This window comes from Mycolicibacterium cosmeticum (assembly GCF_000613185.1).
Classification (GTDB): domain Bacteria; phylum Actinomycetota; class Actinomycetes; order Mycobacteriales; family Mycobacteriaceae; genus Mycobacterium; species Mycobacterium cosmeticum.
Genome location: NZ_CCBB010000001.1, coordinates 1,015,898 through 1,033,650, shown reverse-complemented (window position 1 = coordinate 1,033,650; position 17,753 = coordinate 1,015,898). Strand labels below are relative to the sequence as shown.

Annotated in this window: 15 protein-coding genes; 6 read left to right on the top strand and 9 right to left on the bottom strand. The window is 66.7% G+C overall.

All coding sequences use genetic code 11. The features are described 5' to 3' along the window. Positions 1-34: 34 nt before the first annotated feature. Positions 35-784, bottom strand: coding sequence for an SDR family oxidoreductase (locus BN977_RS04935; RefSeq protein ID WP_036396568.1), 750 nt, complete (start codon positions 782-784; stop codon positions 35-37). Between the two features lie 73 nt (positions 785-857). Here BN977_RS04935 and BN977_RS04930 point away from each other — a divergent pair, with 73 nt between their 5' ends. Together BN977_RS04930 and BN977_RS04925 are read left to right on the top strand one after the other, a co-directional pair. Continuing rightward, the gene (locus tag BN977_RS04930) at positions 858-1,745 is read left to right on the top strand and encodes a LysR family transcriptional regulator (protein WP_036396567.1); all 888 of its coding nucleotides are present in this window, start codon (positions 858-860) and stop codon (positions 1,743-1,745) included. Positions 1,746-1,886: 141 nt separating this feature from the next. Continuing rightward, entirely contained in the window at positions 1,887-2,879 is a 993-nt protein-coding gene (locus BN977_RS04925) for an esterase family protein (protein WP_036396566.1), read from the top strand. On the opposite strand, the gene car is transcribed toward BN977_RS04925, so the two are convergent. The 7 genes from car to BN977_RS04890 all read right to left on the bottom strand — a co-directional run bounded on the left by car (position 2,880) and on the right by BN977_RS04890 (position 13,124). Further along, the gene (gene car, locus BN977_RS04920) at positions 2,880-6,380 is read right to left on the bottom strand and encodes a carboxylic acid reductase (RefSeq protein ID WP_051561057.1); all 3,501 of its coding nucleotides are present in this window, start codon (positions 6,378-6,380) and stop codon (positions 2,880-2,882) included. It abuts the gene before it with no gap. Positions 6,381-6,453: 73 nt separating this feature from the next. Then, complete coding sequence (locus BN977_RS04915; protein ID WP_051561456.1) at positions 6,454-9,273, bottom strand: MMPL/RND family transporter; 2,820 nt, start codon at positions 9,271-9,273, stop codon at positions 6,454-6,456. A gap of 46 nt (positions 9,274-9,319) precedes the next feature. Beyond that, a complete protein-coding gene (locus BN977_RS04910; protein ID WP_036398435.1) occupies positions 9,320-9,718 on the bottom strand; it encodes an MmpS family transport accessory protein in 399 nt (132 codons plus the stop codon). Positions 9,719-9,893: 175 nt separating this feature from the next. Further along, positions 9,894-10,340 carry a hypothetical protein gene (locus BN977_RS04905; protein WP_036396564.1) on the bottom strand — a complete coding sequence of 149 codons (447 nt, stop codon included), beginning with the start codon at positions 10,338-10,340 and terminating at the stop codon, positions 9,894-9,896. Between the two features lie 155 nt (positions 10,341-10,495). Further along, positions 10,496-10,798: a hypothetical protein gene (locus tag BN977_RS04900; protein ID WP_024452146.1), complete on the bottom strand. Its 303-nt coding sequence runs from the start codon at positions 10,796-10,798 to the stop codon at positions 10,496-10,498. Next, the gene (locus tag BN977_RS04895) at positions 10,795-12,291 is read right to left on the bottom strand and encodes a class I adenylate-forming enzyme family protein (protein ID WP_024452147.1); all 1,497 of its coding nucleotides are present in this window, start codon (positions 12,289-12,291) and stop codon (positions 10,795-10,797) included. The genes BN977_RS04900 and BN977_RS04895 overlap by 4 nt, the downstream gene beginning before the upstream one ends. Continuing rightward, positions 12,288-13,124, bottom strand: coding sequence for an SDR family oxidoreductase (locus BN977_RS04890; protein WP_024452148.1), 837 nt, complete (start codon positions 13,122-13,124; stop codon positions 12,288-12,290). Before BN977_RS04890 ends, BN977_RS04895 begins: the two co-directional genes overlap by 4 nt. Before the next feature lie 207 nt (positions 13,125-13,331). Here BN977_RS04890 and BN977_RS04885 point away from each other — a divergent pair, with 207 nt between their 5' ends. From BN977_RS04885 to BN977_RS04870, 4 genes are all read left to right on the top strand, one after another. Further along, on the top strand, positions 13,332-14,921 hold the full coding sequence (locus BN977_RS04885) for a methylmalonyl-CoA mutase family protein (protein WP_036396563.1): 1,590 nt from the start codon (positions 13,332-13,334) through the stop codon (positions 14,919-14,921). Next, complete coding sequence (locus BN977_RS04880) at positions 14,921-15,319, top strand: cobalamin B12-binding domain-containing protein (protein ID WP_024452150.1); 399 nt, start codon at positions 14,921-14,923, stop codon at positions 15,317-15,319. Before BN977_RS04885 ends, BN977_RS04880 begins: the two co-directional genes overlap by 1 nt. 31 nt (positions 15,320-15,350) lie before the next feature. Beyond that, the gene (locus BN977_RS04875; protein ID WP_036396562.1) at positions 15,351-16,307 is read left to right on the top strand and encodes an LLM class F420-dependent oxidoreductase; all 957 of its coding nucleotides are present in this window, start codon (positions 15,351-15,353) and stop codon (positions 16,305-16,307) included. A gap of 79 nt (positions 16,308-16,386) precedes the next feature. Beyond that, on the top strand, positions 16,387-17,421 hold the full coding sequence (locus BN977_RS04870; RefSeq protein WP_036396561.1) for a CaiB/BaiF CoA transferase family protein: 1,035 nt from the start codon (positions 16,387-16,389) through the stop codon (positions 17,419-17,421). Here the strand turns inward: BN977_RS04870 and BN977_RS04865 are convergent. Further along, positions 17,409-17,705 (bottom strand): 2Fe-2S iron-sulfur cluster-binding protein, encoded by a 297-nt coding sequence (locus BN977_RS04865; RefSeq protein WP_036396560.1) that lies wholly within the window; start codon positions 17,703-17,705, stop codon positions 17,409-17,411. The two genes, BN977_RS04870 and BN977_RS04865, sit on opposite strands and share 13 nt — an antisense overlap. Positions 17,706-17,753 lie beyond the last annotated feature (48 nt).

The window sequence follows — 17,753 nt, the reverse complement described above, 5'->3', positions numbered from 1 at the left end:
GTCGATACGGTTGAGCGGGGGAGGCGGCCCGCCCTCAACGCGTGGTGTACCCGCCGTTGGCGAAGATGGTCTGCCCGGTGATCCAATGCCCGTCGCCGGCAAGGAAGACCGCCAGCGGGGCGATGTCGGTGATGTTGGTCAGCCGGTTGCCCATCGCCTGGCTGGCGTGAAACTCGGCGCGCTCCGGAGTCTCCTGCGGGTAGAAGAAGGGCGTGTCCATCGGACCGGGTGCGATGTTGTTGACGTTGATCAGACGGGGTGCGAACTCCTTGGAGGCGGCCCGGACGAAGTGCTCCACCGGTGACTTGGCGCCCGCGTAGGTGGAGTAACCGTCGGTGTAGGCGGCCAGCAGCGAGGTCACGATGGTGGTCAGACTGCCCTGGTCGTTGAGTCGCCGACCGGCTTCCTGAATGAAGAAGTACGCGGCCTTGGCGTTGATGTCGAACATCGAATCATATTCGGCCTCAGTCGTTTCCAGGATCGGCTTCCGCAGCACCTTGCCCACGGTGTTCACCGCGATGTCCACACCGCCGAACGCGTCGACCGCGGCGTCGAACAGGGCGGTGATGTTGGCCGGCACGGTGAGATCACCCTGGACCTTGATGGCTTGCGCGCCGGCGGCGGTCACCTCGGCCACCGTGCGATCCGCATCCGCCTCGCTGGCCGCGCTGTTGTAGTGGACCGCGACGTTGACGCCGTGCTGCGCCAGTGTCGTGCTGATGAGGCCGCCGAGGTTCTTGGCTCCCGCGGCGACGACTGCCGATTTCCCTTCGAGTGTGCTCATGCCACAACCCTAGCCAGACTATGCACAATTGAAAAACAGTAAATATCGATGAACCTACAAGTAGAATTTGTGGATGCTTCGTGACCTGCGGCGGGTGGAACAGTTCGTGACTGTCGCCGAGACCGGCAGCTTCACCAGCGCCGCCGGGCGGTTACACCTCAGCCAGCAAGCGCTGAGCAGCTCGGTACGCCAGCTCGAAATTGACCTCGGCGTTGCGCTGTTCACCAGGGCCGGGCGCCGTATCGCCCTCACACCCGCTGGGGCCGCATTGCTCGCCGAGTCGCGTCCCCTGCTGGCCGCCGCCCGAACCGTACATGCCCACGTGCGCACCGCCGCCTCCGGTGAGCACGCCTGGGTGGTCGGGCACAGCCCGGCACTGAGCGGAGCCGAGGTCTACGAACTGATGGAGCCTGCCATCGACGCCTTCCCCGATCTGTCCTTCACGTTTCGTCAGCTCTACCCCGACGTGCTGTCGGCAGGTGTGCGGGACGGATCGGTGCAGCTGGGCCTGCGGCGGGGGATCGCACCGACCGGCGACTTGTCCGGCGCGGTCATCGGCTACCACCGGGTGCGCGTCGCGATGGACAGTGCCCACCGTCTCGCCGGCGCCGACTGCGTCGACATCGCCGAGCTGGCCGGCGAGCGGCTGGCATTGTGGGCGCCGCCCGGATCCTCCTACTTCAGCGACTTCCTCATGAGTGCTTGCCGCCGTGCGGGTTTCGAGCCGGATTATGTGGTCAGCAGGGTCCAGGGCGCGGCCATGGTGGCCGCACCGGTGACCACCGGCGCCATCGCCATGGTGACCGCCGAACCCGGCATCACCATGGGCGGCCGCGTCCGGGTGGTCGACCTGGAACCCACGCTGCTGGTGCCCGTGCAGGCGGTATGGCAACGCCACACCGTGTCGGCAGTGCGCGACGCGGTGCTCACGAGATCTGAGACAGAGCGAATCAGCCGATAGGCGTGGGATCTGGCGCATATGACGCCAGTCGGCCTCGAGTGGTCCTCGCCTCACGCCCCGACCGATGTGAGAAGCGGCACGGGTGGTGCCCGGCGGGTTTGGTGGGAACGCCCCATAGGGTAGAAGGGCTAACCGACGAGGATGGACCGACGCGGGGTGAGGCCATTGAGAAAGCGACTGTTGCGCTGGACGGCAAGTGTTTTGGCGGCGGCCCTGCTGCCCGCACTCGGTGCGACATTTGCCGGAGCCGGACCCGCGGTCGCCCACTCCCGGCCCGGACTCCCAGTGGAGTACCTGCTGGTGCCGTCGGCGGTGATGGGGCGCGACATCCGGGTGCAGTTCCAGCCGGGCGGCCCGCATGCTCTGTATCTGCTCGACGGACTGCGCGCGCAGGACGACTACAACGGCTGGGATATCAACACCCCCGCGTTCGAGTGGTACTACCAGTCCGGCCTGTCGGTGGTGATGCCCGTCGGCGGGCAGTCCAGTTTCTACACCGACTGGTACCAGCCGGCTGTCGGCAACGGAGGCACCCAGACCTACAAGTGGGAGACGTTCCTCACCCAGGAACTGCCTGCCTGGCTGTCGACCCACAAGGGTGTCGACCCGAGCGGTAATGCGGTGGTGGGACTTTCGATGGGTGGTGCCCCGGCGCTCACCTACGCGATCTACCACCCGGACCGGTTCGTGTTCGCCGGCTCGCTGTCCGGTTTCCTCAATCTGTCCCAAGGTTGGTGGCCGACGCTGGTGGGGCTGGCGATGAACGATGCCGGCGGCTTCCGCGCCAATGACATGTGGGGACCACCGATCGACCCGGCGTGGACCCGGAACGACCCGACCCTGCACATCCCCGAACTGGTCGCCAACGGCACCCGGATCTGGATCTACTGCGGTAACGGCACCCCGGGTGATCTGGCGCCGGCGGCAACCCAGGCCAATCCCGGGGCCGGCATCCTGGAGGGTCTGACCCTGCAGAGCAACCAGAACTTCCAGCAGGCCTACCTCGCGGCGGGTGGCAAGAACGCCACCTTCAACCTGCCGCCCAACGGTCTGCACGCGTGGGAGTACTGGGGCCAGCAACTACAGCAGATGAAACCGGACATCCACCGCACGCTGGGGGTCAAGACCGCGTAGTCAGAGCACGTCCAGCCGGGTCAGATCCGTGAGGTACTTGCGGATCAGGTCCTCGGTGATGTGCGGGATATCGTGTGACGGGCCGATTTTCGCGGCACGCACGGCTTCGTGGAACACCGCGGTGGGTGCCACCGCACCGCGCAGTGGCCGCTCCGGCTGCCGATACGCATCCAGCAACGCCAGGGCGGAGCGTTGCCGCTGCTGCTCCGGCAGGGCCCGCAGGGCTCCCTCGAAACGGCGGACCCATTCGCTGTGATCGTCCACCCGGGTGATCGCAACGCCGGCGCCGATCAACCAGTCCACGATGACATCGAGCGAGATGCCGTCATCGTGCGGGTTCATCACATCGTAAGAGCGGAAGCCGTCCAGACTGTGGCCACCGAGTGTGGTGATGGCGTCGGCGACGAAATCGGCCGGCAACCCGTCGAAGTGCGCGCGCGGGCGCTCCCCGGACCCGTCCTCGGCGTAGAAGGTGCGCGGTGCCAGCCCCGTGGCCACCACACTGATCAGCAGCCTGGTGAACGCGTCGGGAATGTTGACCTGGCCGCGGAACCGGCTGTGCGCCAGGATCAGATCCGAACGGAAGACGCTGACCGGCAGACCGCACAGGTCGTGGGCCTCCCGCAACAGCACCTCGCCGGCCCATTTGCTGTTCGCGTAACCGTTGGCGTACCCGTCATCCAGCGACCGCTCGGCGCTCACCACCCGGATGTCACCATCCTCGACGAAGTCGGGCACCGTCATGGCGACCGCGACGGTCGACAGGTACGTCACCGGCTTGATCCGGTGGCTGATCGCCAGCCGGATCACCTCGGCGGTACCGACGACGTTGGGGCCGAACAGCTGTCCGTACGGCAGCACATGGTTGACCAGTGCCGCCGGGTGGACCACGAGGTCGACCTCGTGTGCCAGTCGTTGCCATGTCGCATGGTCGAGCCCGAGGTTGGGTTCGCCGATATCGCCGGGAACCACCTCCAGATGGTCGGCGGCCAGTACCCGGAATTCTTGTGCCATGGCCGGATCCGACTCGAACACCTGGGTCAGCCGGCGCCACGCCGACTCGGCATCGTGACCACGCACCAGGGCGATCATCCGGCCGCCGGTGGCCGCCAACCGCTGCAACCATTCCAGCGTCAGGAACCGGCCGAGATACCCGTTGGCGCCGGTCAGCAACACGGTCCGGACGTGGTCGGTGACCGGCAGCGCGGACGGCGCCGCAGCCAACGTGGCGTCGTCGATGAACTTGTCCAACGTGAGGTCCGCGGCCGAGATGGAGCTGACGCCACCCCCGTGCACACCCGTTGCGGTGGGACGGGTACCGCCCGACGCCCGCTCGGATTCGACGTAGGCCGCCACCGTCGCGAGATCGGCCGAGGGCCCGATGATCACGCCGACGGGAACCTCCACACCGAATATCTCGCCGAGGAGGTTCGAGAAGTTCAACGCGGACAACGAGTCCCCGCCCAGATCGGTGAAGTGCTCGTCGGCCTTCGGCGCAGCCCCTGGCAACCCGAGCAGCGCCTGGGCCGCGCCGGCCACGGTGGTCAGCACCGGTTGCGTCGCGGCAACCTCACGCAGTGCCCGCAGTTCGTCGTCGCGGGCCGCCGCCAACGCGGTGTACAGCTGCTCCAATCGCTCGCCGTAATGCTCTTTGAGCTTGGGCCGCAGGAGTTTGCCGACACCGGAGAGCAGACCGTTCACGGTGGTGAACGGTTCCGTCTCGATCAGGAAGTCCGCGGGCACCTCGTAGGACTGCAGTTCGGCGGCGCGCGCGGTGGCCCGCAGCGCGTCGTGCAACGCCGCCTTCAGCTCAGCGTGGTCGTGGTGGCGGGTGAGCGCCTCGTCGGTGGGCACGACGACGGCCAACAGCGATGACCGTTCACTGTTGCCGTAGACGAAGATCTGCCGCACCGGCGGTGCTCCGGCGTAAACGGCCTCCAGGTGGGAGACCGCGACGAATTCACCTTGCGCGAGTTTGAGGACGTTGTTGCGGCGGTCGACGTAGGCCAGGCGGTCGGGCGCGATCTCGGCCATCACGTCACCGGTGCGGTAGTACCCGTCGGCATCGAAGACCTCGGCCGTCACGTCGGGCCGCTTGTAGTACCCCGGTGTCGCGGTGGCGGTCCGCACCAGCAGCTCCCCGCGCGGATACGGGCGGTCGGTGCCGAAGTAGCCGAGTTCGGGCACGTCGACCAATTTGTAGTCGAGCACCGGCGGCCGGCTGACGACACCGTCGCGGGTCACCCCACCCACCTCGGTCAGGCCGTACACGTCGAACAACGGCGCCTCCAGCGTGCTTTCGAGGAATGCCCGCATCTCCGGTGCCAGGGGAGCGGTGCCGACGAAACCGTTGAGCACCCGGCCGCCCAGCAGGTGCTCGCGCAGTTCGGTCTTGGCGTGGGCGGCCGCCTCGGTGGCGGTCTCACCGTCGCCGCGGAGCCGATCGACCCGGGTCTGGTAACGCTGGTAGAGCATGTCGACGACGCGGGGCACCACCGCGAGTTGGGTGGGGCGGACCAGTTGCCAGTCCTCGAACAGGGTGGACAGATCCGGCTCGGGAACGAAGTAGCTCGTGCCGCCGGCCTGGAACGACGCCACCAGGGCGATGCGGCCGCCGAGGTGGTTGAGGGGCATGAAGTTCACGTTGCGCACCGGCACCTCGCCGTCGGCGACGAATCCGCTGGTCCACATCAGCGCGAGCATGCGCTCGGTCCACATCGCGCCCTTGGGCAGTCCGGTGCTGCCCGAGGTGTAGAGAATCATCGCCAGTCGCTGATCGTCGGCACCGTCGTAACCGGGCGGCACCGGGAGTCCCTCGCCGCGGGCGATGACATCGGCCAGGATTTCGACGGTGACGCCTCGGCCCGCCAGTCGGGTGCGGGCGCGGTGCAGCGCCTCCCGCTGGTCGTCGATCGCCGGCTGGTAGTCGAAGACGGTGAGCCGGCGCACCGATGGGCTCTGCACCGCGCACTCGATGGCGAGGTCCAGGTAGGCGGCGCTGACGGCCAGTACTCGCGGCTCCGTCTCGGCCAAGATCGGCTGGAGCCGCGAGGCCGGTGAATTGTGCTGCAGCGGAACGGCTACCAACCCCAGATAGTTGGTCACCAGATCGACGGTCAGGTAATCGGCGCTGGCGAAACCGATGGTGGCCACGAAGTCACCGGGACACACCGGCTCCTCGTCGGCGCTCCAGGCCGCCGCGATGGCCGTCACGTTCGACCACAACCGCTGGTAGGTGATGGTGTCGAAGTGCTGCAGCAGCCGCTGCTCGGTGCGGCCGGTGCCCGGGTTGCGGACCACCGAGCCCGCGCGGGTGCCCAGGGCAGGCCGGTCGGCATAACTCTCGGCGTAGATCCGCAGGATCTCGGCCAGCCGCGTCCCGGGGCGGCGGGCGGCCTCCACAACGGCCGCGGAGGGGCGCGCCGCCTGCAGGTCGGTGTCGGTGGCGTACAGCCAGGCCAGTCGTTCGGTCCGGACATCCGGGCGGATTTCGGTGGTCATGGCGCACCTTTCGTCAACGTCACCGCTAAGTATAGAGCACTATACTTAGCAGTGACGTTGCGGCTTTGCGCGGTCACACGGGCGTGGTCGCCGGGTCCACGGGTGTCGACCGTGCGCGCAGGCGCGGAGGCAGCGGACGTTGCCGGATGAACGTCGGCCACCAGAACCACGGGCCGAGCAGTCGCACCAGGCACGGCACGATGAAGGACCGCACGATCAAGGTGTCGAGCAGCAACCCGATGCACACCGTCGACCCGACCTGGCCGATGGTGCGCAGATCGCTGGAGAGCATGGCCAGCATGGTGAACGCGAACACCAACCCGGCCGAGGTCACCACGCCACCGGTGCTGCCGAGCGCGCGGACCAGACCGGTGTTGATCCCGGCGTGCACCTCCTCCTTCAACCTGGCGATCAGCAACAGGTTGTAGTCGGAACCGACCGCCACCAGGATGATGAACGTCAGCGGCAGGATCAGCCAGTGCAGTGGCAAGCCGATCAGGTGCTGCCAGATCAGCACGGACAACCCGAATGCGCCGGCGAACGAGAACGCCACCGTGCCGGGAATCACCAAGGCGGCCACCAGGCTTCGCGTGATGAACATCATGATGAGGAAGATCAGCACGAACGCCGCGATCGCCGCGATGAGCAGATCGGACTTGGCGTACTCCTGGATGTCCCGGTTGTTCGACCCCGACCCGCCGATGTAGATCTTCGCACCTGCCAGCGAGGTCTCCTTGAGTGCCACCTTGATGGCGTCGGGGAACTGCTGGACGTGATCGATCCCTTCCTGCCCCATGGCATTGCCTTCATGGGTGACGATGAGGCGAGCGGCCTTTCCGTCCGGCGACATCATCAACTGCATGCCGGTCTTGATGTCCTCGTTGTCGAAAGCCTCCCGCGGAATGTAGAAGAAGTCGTCGCTGCGTGCGGTGTCGAAGTCGTTGCCGACGTTGATCATGTCGTCGAAGGTCTGATCGGTGTTGTCGGCCTGGATGTTCGACGGCCCGTAGGTGTTGACGATCAGCGCCTGCAGGCCCTGCATGTCGTCGGCCATGATCTTCAGTTGCGAAACCAGCTGGGGCAGCAGCTTGTCGACAACCTCCAACGACGCGACCGCGTCCTTGATGTCACTGGCCAGACTGTCCACGCTGTCGAGCATGTCGAACAGGGAACGGAAGGCCCAACATGCGGGGATGTCGAAACAGTGCGGTTCCCAATAGAAGTAGTTGCGCAGCGGGCGCATGAAGTCATCCAGGTTGGCGACCTCGGAATTCATCTGGTCGGTGACCTGCTGCATGTCCTCCATGGTGACCACGGTGTTGTGCATCTCGTCGGCCAGGTTCTGCGTCAGCGCGATCATCTTCTGCAGCACCGTGATGGTGTGCGCCATGATCTGCGCCTGCTGGTCGGTATTGCTGTTGGACTGGCGAACGAACGGTAGCTGCATCCCGTTGCCGCTGCCCTGGGTGGTGAAAAGGTAAGGCAGGCTGGCGTGTTCGAGGGCCCGGCCCATCGGTCGGGTGATGCTCTGTACCATCGCCACGCCGGGCAGGCGCATCAGCGCCTTGGCGGCACGGTCGAGCGAGATGAAGTCCGCCGAGTTGCGCATGTCGTGGTCGGACTCGATCATCAGCATCTCGCTGAACAGCTTGCTCTGCGGGAAGTGCCGGTCGGCGGCCTGGAACCCCTGATTGGCCGGGGCGTCGGTCGGTTGGTAGGCGCGGTCGTCGTAACTGACCCGGTAGGTGGGGACGAACACCGCGCCGAGCGAGACGATGGTGACGGCGGCGACCAGGATGGGCTTGGGCCACCGGACCACGCTGGTGCCGATGCGCCGGTAGAGCCGGGCCTTGACCTTGCGTTTGGGATCGAACAGGCCGAACAGGCTGCCGAGGCTCAGCAGGGCGGGCACCAGGGTGAGCGCACCGGTGATGGTGAGCACCATGCTGATCGCCACCGCGGGACCCATGGTGTGGAAGTAGTTCAGCCGCGCGAAACTCAGGCAGAAGCAGGCCCCGGCGATCGTCAGCCCGGATCCGATGATGACGTGCGATACACCGCGGTAGGCGGAGTAGTAGGCGTCCTCGCGGGTCTCACCGTTCAGGCGGGCCTCGTGATAGCGGCCCAGCAGGAAGATGCCGTAATCGGTGCCCGCGCCCAACGTCAGCGAGACGACCATGTTGACGGCGAAGGAGGACAGCTCGATGTACCCGAAATGCCCCAGCGTCGCGATCACGCCCTTGGCGGCCAGCATGAGCACCAGCACCCCGAACAACGGCACCAGCAGCGTCGTGATGGAACGGTAGACCAGCAGCAGCATGAAGATGATCAGGAAGATCGTGACGATGGTGATGTTGTTCAGGCTGGAATTCGCGATGTTCACGGTGTCCGCCGCCAGCGGAGCCGCACCGCTGACATAGACCTTCAGTCCCTGTGGCGGACTGTCTTTCGCGACGATATCCCGCACCGCGTTGACGGAGTCGTTGGCCTGGATCTGCCCAATGTCACCGGCCAGTCGCAGCAGCACATAGGCGGACTTGCCGTCCAGGCTCTGGGCGCCGGCCGCTGTGATCGGCCGGCCCCAGGTGTCCATCACGTACTGCACGTGCGCGGTGTCGGCGCGCAGCCGGCGCACCAGGTCGTCGTAGTACTGGTGGTCGGCGTCGGCCAGGGGGTGATCGGCCTCCAGCACCAGCATGGTCATGCTGGTGGAGGTGGACTCCTGGAACTTTTGCCCGATCTGCAGCATGGCGACCTGGGACGGGGCGTAGTGCGGCACCAGCGGACCGGCGAGCTCCTCGGCCACCCGTTCCACCTGCGGGACGAAGGTGTTGGTGCACACGGCCAGGATCGCCCAGAACACGATGATGGGAACCGCCAGGACGCGCACCATCCTGGCGAAGAACGGCCGGCCGGCCCGGTGGGCGCTCATGCGGCGCTCATGCCGACTTCACCCGGCAGGTGACGTTGGCGTCCTGGCGGTCGTCGGAATGCTCGTCGCGCACAACGTCGTTGACCAGGATGCGGCACCCGACCTGGCCGCCTCGCACCTGTGCGGACAGGCTGCCGGACACCACGGTCAGGGTCGTCGTCTCGTCGTGCGACCACGGCAGATCGGTCAGGTCTTCCTGGTGCGGATGCCCCTCGATATCGACATAGGAGACGATCCCGCCGCTGCCGGCCGACCCGTACAACTCGTAGGTCAGCTTCTTCGGGGTGAATTCCGGCGGCGCCTGCGGCAGGTTCACCGCGACGACGGGTCCGGGCGCGGACATCTCATGGACCTTCCACATGCACAGCGCGCCGATGCCGAGGGCGATCACGGTCACCAACGGCATCCACCCGCGCACCAGCATGGTCCGACCAGATGGCTGAGGCCTCACCACAACACCTTTCGGCGTCCCCGGCATAACGGACGACGCGGAGCTATATCAACCATGTTGATATATGGACCGATGAACATTACCAGTGCTTTCACGATCTATCGAAGGTTCGAAACCTGTGAATCGGCTGTCAGGCCGGTTCGGGGGTCACCACCGGGACCCGGGGGATGCGGCGTTTGAGGGCCTTGTTCCGCAGGATCTGCATGGTGATGTTCAGCGACGAGAACATCGGGATCACCCCCAGGAAGGTCCGCTCCGACGGGGTGGCCCCGTGCAGGTGCTCCAGGCTGCCCAGCACGTAGAAGCAGCCGAGGCTGAAGATGGCGGCGGGAATCGAGAAGGCAAGCAATGAACTGCGATCGGCGATAGCTTGTTTGGCGAAGTCGAGCTCATCGGGGGTCATCGGCTCCAGCTTGCGTACCTTGTTGAGCATCGCCTTGGTGCCGCCGACTTCTTCACCGAAAGCCGATATCGGCCGAAGTCGTAATCGGCGGGTATGGACGAACATGCCCGTCGCGAACACCAGAAGCCCCACGAAGGCGATCACCGCCAGATCACCGAACGTCCTGGAATCCATACGCTGTTCCTTTGCCCCGCCGTCAGATTGGCAAGCGGCCGCGCAGGCACCGACTCGCCGATGACCTGAAGACGGTACCTCAAGCTGCTTGAGATGCCGACCGGCGAGGAGAAAGTCACAGATTCCCCGAACGGGAATAATTCCCGTTCGGCGGCTCAGTCGCTGGCGGGCAGCGGCTTGGCCTCCTTGACGCTCAGCGGGGTGGCGCCGACGCTCAGCGTGCCCGCCCCGGCCTTGGTCACCAGCACCTCGGCACCGCTGCCGTCGACGTAACGTTTGCCCATGAGATTCCCGTCGGACAGCGTCGGGTCCAACGCCAAGCCGTCCGCGACCGCTGCACCCACGGGCACCATCGGGGCGCCGCCAGCACGCAGGTCATCGAGACTGTCACTGCTGCGCACCACGATCACCTGGGTGTCACAGACCTGGCTCTGCAGGCGGGTGCCGTTCTTGATCATGCTGGCTCCTTGGAAGTGTTCAGCTCGCTGACGAGTTCGCGGCGCAGCACCTTGCCGGTCGCATTGGTGGGGAGTTCGGCACGGAAGACGACGCGGTCCGGGGTGCGGGAGCCGCGCAACTGCGCACGCACGAACGCCCGAAGATCCTCGGGGTCGGGGTCGGCGCCCACCGCGGGCACCACGACGGCGACGATGATCTGCCCCCACTCCGCGTCCTCGGCGCCGACGACGGCGCAGTCCCGCACCTCGGGATGCTCGACCAGCACGTCCTCGATCTCGGCCGGCGCGATGTTCTCCCCGCCGCGGATGATGGTGTCGTCGGAGCGGCCGCCGATGTAGAGGTAGCCGTCCTCATCAAGGGTCGCAACGTCTTTGGTGGGAAACCAGCCTTCCGCATCGAGTACCGACCCGATCCCGGTGTAGCGGCCCGAAACCTGCTCGCCTCGGACGAACAGTTCTCCCGTTTGGTTCGGGCCGAGCACGGAGCCGTCCTCTCCGCGGATCTGCACCTCGATACTCGGCACCGGCCGGCCCACCGAAGCCAGCCGTTTGGCCGGCGCTCCGCCGGCCGAGCCGAGTGCGATCCGGTGGTCGTCGGGGGTGAGCACCGCGATGGTGGAGCTGGTCTCGGTCAACCCGTAGGCGTTGACGAACCCGACGTGCGGTAGCAACTCGAGCGCCTTGCGTACCAAGGGCAATGCCACCTTGGAACCGCCGTAAGCCAACGTGCGCAGGGACGGCAGCGCGGCGCCCTCGACCTCGAGCACGCCGACGATGCGATCCAGCATGGTCGGCACCACCGTGGCCGACGTGACGTCCTCGGCCGCCGCCAAACGCACCCATTCCCGGGCATCGAAATGCGGCAGGTACACCATCTTGCGCCCGGCATACAGGTTCGACAGCGCGGCGCTCACGCCGGCGATGTGATACGGGGGCACGCAGATCAGGGCGGCATCGCCGGGCTCGGCCGAGTCGAAATCGACGGTCCCGGTGATGTAACTGGTGAGATTGTTGTGGGTCAGCTCAACGGCTTTGGGCTGCGACGTGGTGCCTGAGGTGAACAGCACGACGGCGACGGATTCGGGGTCGGCGAACTCGGCAGTCGGCTCGGCGGTGCGGGCCTGCGCGACGAACTCGTCGGAACCGATCACCCGGTAGCCGAGACCGACCGCGTCGCGATAGTCGTCGTCGACGATCACCAGCGGGTCCGGCAGCCGGTCGATCAGTGTGCGCAACCCGTCGGCGGACAGCCGGTAGTTCAGTGGGGTGAACGCGACGCCGGCGCGTGCGGCCGAGAACAACAGCAGCGGAAGCAGTGCGCCGCCGCTGCCGACGTAGGCGACATGCCCGGCACCCGAGGCCGCGATCACCCCGGCCCCGCCGTCGGCGTGGACGCTGAGTTCCTCGACGGTCAGGCGCAACTCACCCGACACCACCGCCGTCCGGTCCGGGTTCGCGGACGACGACATCTCCAGCAGCAGTGAGATACTCATGACTTGTCCACGAAGATATCCCAGATCGGATCGTCCCCACCGCCGTATCCGGACAGGTCGGTGATCCCGGCGGCGGCCAGCACGTCGGCGTCGATATAGGTCTGGCCGTTGGCTTCCTTCGCGGGTCCGGTGAGGATCTGCACCGCGGCGTCGGCCATGATCTGCGGGCTCCGTGCGGCCGCCACCATGTTCTGGCCGTCGGCCAGGTTGGTCACCGCCGAGGTGGCGATGTAGGTCTGCGGCCACAGACAGCTGAAGCCGATCCCGGCGTCCGCGTATTCGGCCGCCCAGCCCAGCGACAACAAGGTCATGCCGTACTTGCTCACCGTGTAGGCCGGGTGAGCGCCCAGCCAGTGCGGGTTCAGGTTGAGGGGAGGGGCGAGCGTGACCACGTGGGCATTGGGGGATTGCCGCAGGTGCGGCAGCGCCGCCTTGGTGAGCAGGAACGTACCCCGCACGTTGATGTCCATCATGAGGTCGAACTTCTTGGCCGCGAGGGATTCGGTGGCTTCCGTCGCGATGGCGCTGGCGTTGTTGATCACGATGTCGACGCCGCCGAAGGTGTGCACCGCGGTGTCGATCGCCCGCTGCACATCGTCCTCCTTGCGGACGTCACCCACCACGGCGGCGGCCTTGGCGCCCACCGCCTCCACGTCGGCCACCGCGGTGTACACGGTGCCGGGCAGCTTGGGGTGGGGTTCGGCCGTCTTGGCGAGGAGCACGATATTGGCACCTTGGGCGGCCGCGCCGAGTGCGATGGCCAGCCCGATGCCGCGGCTGCCGCCGGACACCACCACGGTGCGGTCGGCTAATGGACGGTGCGCGCTGGACATGGGCCTCCCTGGACTCGTACCCCTCGATGGTATTGGCATTCTCATTCTCAGCAAGTCCCATAATCACCCATTGGCAGGTACGTCGGCCGCCGGGGGGTGGTGGAAGGCCGCGGAGGCGGCGCCGGGAGAGCACGATAGGCCCGCATCGTGCACGTTTCCCAGGCGCGGTATTGGCATTCTCATTTTTTGCAAGTACGTTATCCACTGATGAGCGAGCATGTTGTCCCTCGGGTGGAGACCCCTTCAGGCATTCCGCTGGCGCCCGTCTACGGACCGGGCGACCGTGCCGGTGAACCGCCCGCGCCCGGCGAGTACCCCTTCACGCGCGGCAACTTCGCGTCCGGCTATCGCGGTAAGACGTGGACGTTCCGTCAGTACTCGGGGTTCGGTACCGCCGAGGAATCCAACAAGCGGTACCGGTATCTCCTCGATCAAGGCGGGACGGGGCTGTCGGTGGCACTGGACCTGCCGACCCAGTGCGGTTATGACTCAGACGATCCCGAGTACGGGGAAGAGGTGGGTCGCGTCGGCGTCGCGGTGGACACCCTTGCCGACGCCGAGGTCCTGTTCGACGGTATCCCGCTGGACGCGATCAGCACGAGCTTCACCATCAACGGCACCGCCGCCATCCTGCTGGCGTTCTACGTGGCCGCCGCCGAGAAGAAGGGGGTGCCGCGGGAGAAGCTGACCGGCACCATCCAGAACGACATCCTCAAGGAGTACGCGTCGCGCGGCACGTGGATCTGGCCGCCCGCTCCGTCGCTGCGGCTGATCGCCGACACCATCGAGTTCTGCGCCGCCGAGGTGCCGCGATTCAACGCCATCTCGGTGGCCGGCGCGCACTTCCGCGATGCCGGCGCCAATGCCGTCCAGGAGATGGCGTTCACCCTGGCCGACGGTGTCACCTATTGCGACACCGTCGTCGAGCGCGGCCGGATGAGCATCGACAAATTCGCCCCGCAGATCTCGTTCTTCTTCTACACCCACGGCGACTTCTTCGAAGAGATCGCCAAGTACCGCGCGGGACGGCGGCGGTGGGCCACCATCGTGCGGGAACGCTACGGCGCCACCACCGACAAGGCCGCGATGTTCCGGTTCGGCTGCGTCTCCGGTGGTGCCTCGCTGTACGCCCCGCAAGCCCAGAACAACCTGGTGCGGGTGGCGTACGAGGCGCTGGCCTCGGTGCTCGGTGGCGTGCAGTCGATGTTCACCGCCGCCTGGGACGAGCCGTTCGCGCTGCCCAGCGAGGAGTCCGCGACATTGGCCCTGCGCACCCAGCAGATCCTGGCCTACGAGACCGGTGTCACCAAAGTGGCCGACCCGCTGGGCGGTTCGTACTTCGTCGAGGCGCTGACCGATGCCACCGAGGCCAAGATCATCGAGATCATGTCCGATCTGGAGGCGCACGGCGGCATGGTGCGCTGCATCGAGGACGGTTATCTGCAGGGGCTGATCGCCGACGAGGCGTTCAAGATTCATCGGCAGGTCGAGTCGGGGGAGCGGCCGGTGGTTGGGGTGAACCGATTCGTCGTGGACGAGCCCGCCCCCGATCTGGCGACCTACGAATTGGACGCCGCCGGCCGTGATCTGCAGCTCAAACGGCTGGCCCGGGTGAAGGCCGAGCGGGATCCGATCGCCGTCAAAGAGGCGCTGGCGGCGCTGTCGCGATCCGCGGAAGGGGACGACAACCTGATGCACAAGCTCATCGACTGCGCCAACGCGTACTGCACCGTGGGCGAGATGGTGGCCGCGCTCAAGGCCGTGTGGGGCGAGTTCCAGCAGCCGGTGGTGTTCTGATGGTCACCCGCGTTCTGGTGGCCAAGCCCGGTCTGGACGGGCACGATCGCGGCGCCAAGATCGTTGCTCGTACCCTGCGCGATGCTGGATTCGAGGTCATCTATACCGGCATCCGGCAGCGCATCGAGGACATCGTGTCCATCGCCCTGCAGGAAGATGTTGCGCTGGTGGGCCTTTCGATCCTGTCGGGAGCCCACGTCGCGCTGACGGCGCGCACCGTGGAGGCGCTGCGGGCGGCCGACGCGGGGGATATCGCCGTCGTCGTCGGGGGCACCATCCCGCAGGGCGATGTGCAGAAACTGTTGGACGCCGGCGCGGCAGCGGTGTTCCCCACCGGAACCGGCCTGGACACTTTGGTGTCCGAGGTGCGGGCGCTGACGGAGAGGGTGTCGGGCTGATGCGGTCGGGCGGGCGAAGCAGGGGTGGGCAGTGAAACTGGGCGTGATGATCGGGGCCGAGCGCGGCGATATGGCGCGCAAGGTTGCCAAGCTGGTGTCCGATATCCAGTGGGCCGAGTCGGCCGGACTGGACAGCGCATGGATGCCGCAGGTACCCAACGATTTCGACTGCCTCACCATGGTGGCGCTGATGGCGGCGAACACCTCGCGGATCGAACTCGGCACCGCGGTCGTGCCGCTGCAGGCGCAGCATCCGATCGCCCTTGCCCGTCAGTCGCTTTCGGTACACGCCATGTCCGGCGGCCGGCTGGCCCTCGGGGTGGGGCCGTCGCACCACTGGATCGTCCGGGACATGCTGGGTCTGCCCTACGAGAAGCCGGCGGCCTATACCCGGGATTACTTGGAGGTGCTCAACGCGGCCATCTCCGGGCCCGGAGCTGTTGACGTGGAGAACGATTCGTTCACCGTGCACAATCCGACCGTGCTGAGCGCCGATACTCCGATGCCGGTGCTGGTGTCGGCGTTGGGTCCGGTGATGTTGCAGATCGCCGGGGAACAAGCGGACGGCACCTCGCTGTGGATGGCCGACGAGAAGGCGATCGGTGAGCACATCGCGCCGAAGATCACCAAGGCCGCCGCCCAGGCCGGCAAGCCGGCCCCGCGTATCGTGGCCGGTATCCCGGTCACCCTGTGCGCCAATTCGGAGATCGAGGAAGCCAAGGAGCGGGCCAACCGGGTGCTCGCCGAGGCCGAGACGTCGCCGAACTACCAGCGCTTGCTGGACCGCGGCGAGGCCCGCAACGTCGGTGATCTGCTCGCAGCGGGTGATATGGAAGCGATTCTGGGTCGATTCCAGAGGTTCGCCGATGCCGGCGTGACCGATCTGTCGGTGCGGTTGTTGCCGATCGGGGACAACCGCGACGAGTTGATCGCATCGAAATACCGGACCCGCGAGGTGATCGCCGAGCTCGCCGAGCAGGTGCGGTGAAGGGGGCAACGACGCGCCGAAACGACGGTTTATTGCGTGATTTCGGCCTGATTCCCGCAACAACCGTAGTCTCGGCGTCATGACCGGACCGCTGGCGGGTATCCGCATCATCGAGGTCGGGGTGATGCTGGCCGGGCCGTACGCCACCATGATGCTGGCCGACCTGGGTGCCGAGGTGATCAAGGTCGAGCCGCCCGGTGGCGAGATCTCCCGGCAGGTCGGTGACAGCTATTTCGCCAGCCTCAACCGCAACAAGCGCAGCGTCTGCCTGGATCTGCAGTCGGCCGACGGTCAGGCGAAACTCGCTGCGCTGGTGGCGGATTCACACGCGCTGCTGGTGAACATGAAACCGTCGGCCATCAAGCGGCTGGGCCTGACCTACGAGTCGCTGCGTAGGCACAACGAGAAGCTGGTGTGTGTCGCGCTCACCGGCTTCGGGTTGCACGGCGGTGACGATCCGGCCTTCGACTACGTCATCCAGGCGGCCACCGGGGTGGCGGCGATGACGGGTGACCCGGACGGCCCGCCCACGCTGCCCGGTTACTCCGCCGCCGACAACTCCACCGGCTTGACCGCGGCGCTGGGCCTGCTGGCCCAGATCGTGTCGGGTCGCGGCGGCCAGGTGGAGGTGTCGCTGCGCGACGTGATGCTGTCCCAGCTGAACTATCGGGCGGCCGCGTACCTGAACGACGGTGCCCACCCGCGCCGCTATCCGTTCGGAGCGCACTCGTATTACGTTCCCGCCCAGCTCTTTCCCACCGCTGAGGGCTACCTGGCGCTGTTCATCACCCACGACGGGTTCTGGAGGGCGTTCGCGGGCGAAGCGGCTATCGAGGGGTTCGCCACCATGGCCGAGCGCGCCGCGGCGCGCGACGAGGTGCTGGCCGTGGTCTCGGCGGCGCTGGCGCGGGACACCGCGGCGAACTGGGAAGCCCGCCTGAAACCACTCGGCATTCCGGCGGCGGCGGTGCGCACCTTGCCGCAGGCGCTCGCCCAGACGCCCGAAATGGTGGTGCAGGCCGGTGAATTCCGGCTGGTGGGCAGCCCGGTGAAGGTGACGGGCTATCAACCCGAGTACCGGCCCGCGCCGGTGTTCGAGACTCAGTCTTCGTAGTCGACGACGACCGGTCCCGGGTCGGGCACGGCCTGGCAGGTCAGGACGTAGCCCTCGTCCACCTCGTCCTGGGTGAGGGCGTCGTTGACGCGCATGGTCGCGCTGCCCTCGGTGAGCTTGGCGATGCACGTGCCGCAGTTGCCCGCCTCGCAGGAGAAGGGCGGTGTCAGCCCGTTGCGGCGGGCGGTCTCCAAGAGCGTCTCGCCCGGCTTGGCGGTCACCGTCGTACGTGCGCGATCCAACAGGATCGTCACCTCGTCGGCGGGCACGGGTTCTGCCGTCATGGACCTCTCCTGGACTCGTCGTTCTGACAATTGGAGAATATCATTCTC

Excerpts from the sequence above, each read along its gene's own strand:
- BN977_RS04935 (WP_036396568.1), bottom strand. The coding sequence starts at position 784 with ATGAGCACACTCGAAGGGAAATCGGCAGTCGTCGCCGCGGGAGCCAAG.
- BN977_RS04930 (WP_036396567.1), top strand. The coding sequence starts at position 858 with ATGCTTCGTGACCTGCGGCGGGTGGAACAGTTCGTGACTGTCGCCGAG.
- BN977_RS04925 (WP_036396566.1), top strand. The coding sequence starts at position 1,887 with ATGGACCGACGCGGGGTGAGGCCATTGAGAAAGCGACTGTTGCGCTGG.
- car (WP_051561057.1), bottom strand. The coding sequence starts at position 6,380 with ATGACCACCGAAATCCGCCCGGATGTCCGGACCGAACGACTGGCCTGG.
- BN977_RS04915 (WP_051561456.1), bottom strand. The coding sequence starts at position 9,273 with ATGGTGCGCGTCCTGGCGGTTCCCATCATCGTGTTCTGGGCGATCCTG.
- BN977_RS04910 (WP_036398435.1), bottom strand. The coding sequence starts at position 9,718 with ATGCCGTTGGTGACCGTGATCGCCCTCGGCATCGGCGCGCTGTGCATG.
- BN977_RS04905 (WP_036396564.1), bottom strand. The coding sequence starts at position 10,340 with ATGGATTCCAGGACGTTCGGTGATCTGGCGGTGATCGCCTTCGTGGGG.
- BN977_RS04900 (WP_024452146.1), bottom strand. The coding sequence starts at position 10,798 with ATGATCAAGAACGGCACCCGCCTGCAGAGCCAGGTCTGTGACACCCAG.
- BN977_RS04895 (WP_024452147.1), bottom strand. The coding sequence starts at position 12,291 with ATGAGTATCTCACTGCTGCTGGAGATGTCGTCGTCCGCGAACCCGGAC.
- BN977_RS04890 (WP_024452148.1), bottom strand. The coding sequence starts at position 13,124 with ATGTCCAGCGCGCACCGTCCATTAGCCGACCGCACCGTGGTGGTGTCC.
- BN977_RS04885 (WP_036396563.1), top strand. The coding sequence starts at position 13,332 with ATGAGCGAGCATGTTGTCCCTCGGGTGGAGACCCCTTCAGGCATTCCG.
- BN977_RS04880 (WP_024452150.1), top strand. The coding sequence starts at position 14,921 with ATGGTCACCCGCGTTCTGGTGGCCAAGCCCGGTCTGGACGGGCACGAT.
- BN977_RS04870 (WP_036396561.1), top strand. The coding sequence starts at position 16,387 with ATGACCGGACCGCTGGCGGGTATCCGCATCATCGAGGTCGGGGTGATG.
- BN977_RS04865 (WP_036396560.1), bottom strand. The coding sequence starts at position 17,705 with ATGACGGCAGAACCCGTGCCCGCCGACGAGGTGACGATCCTGTTGGAT.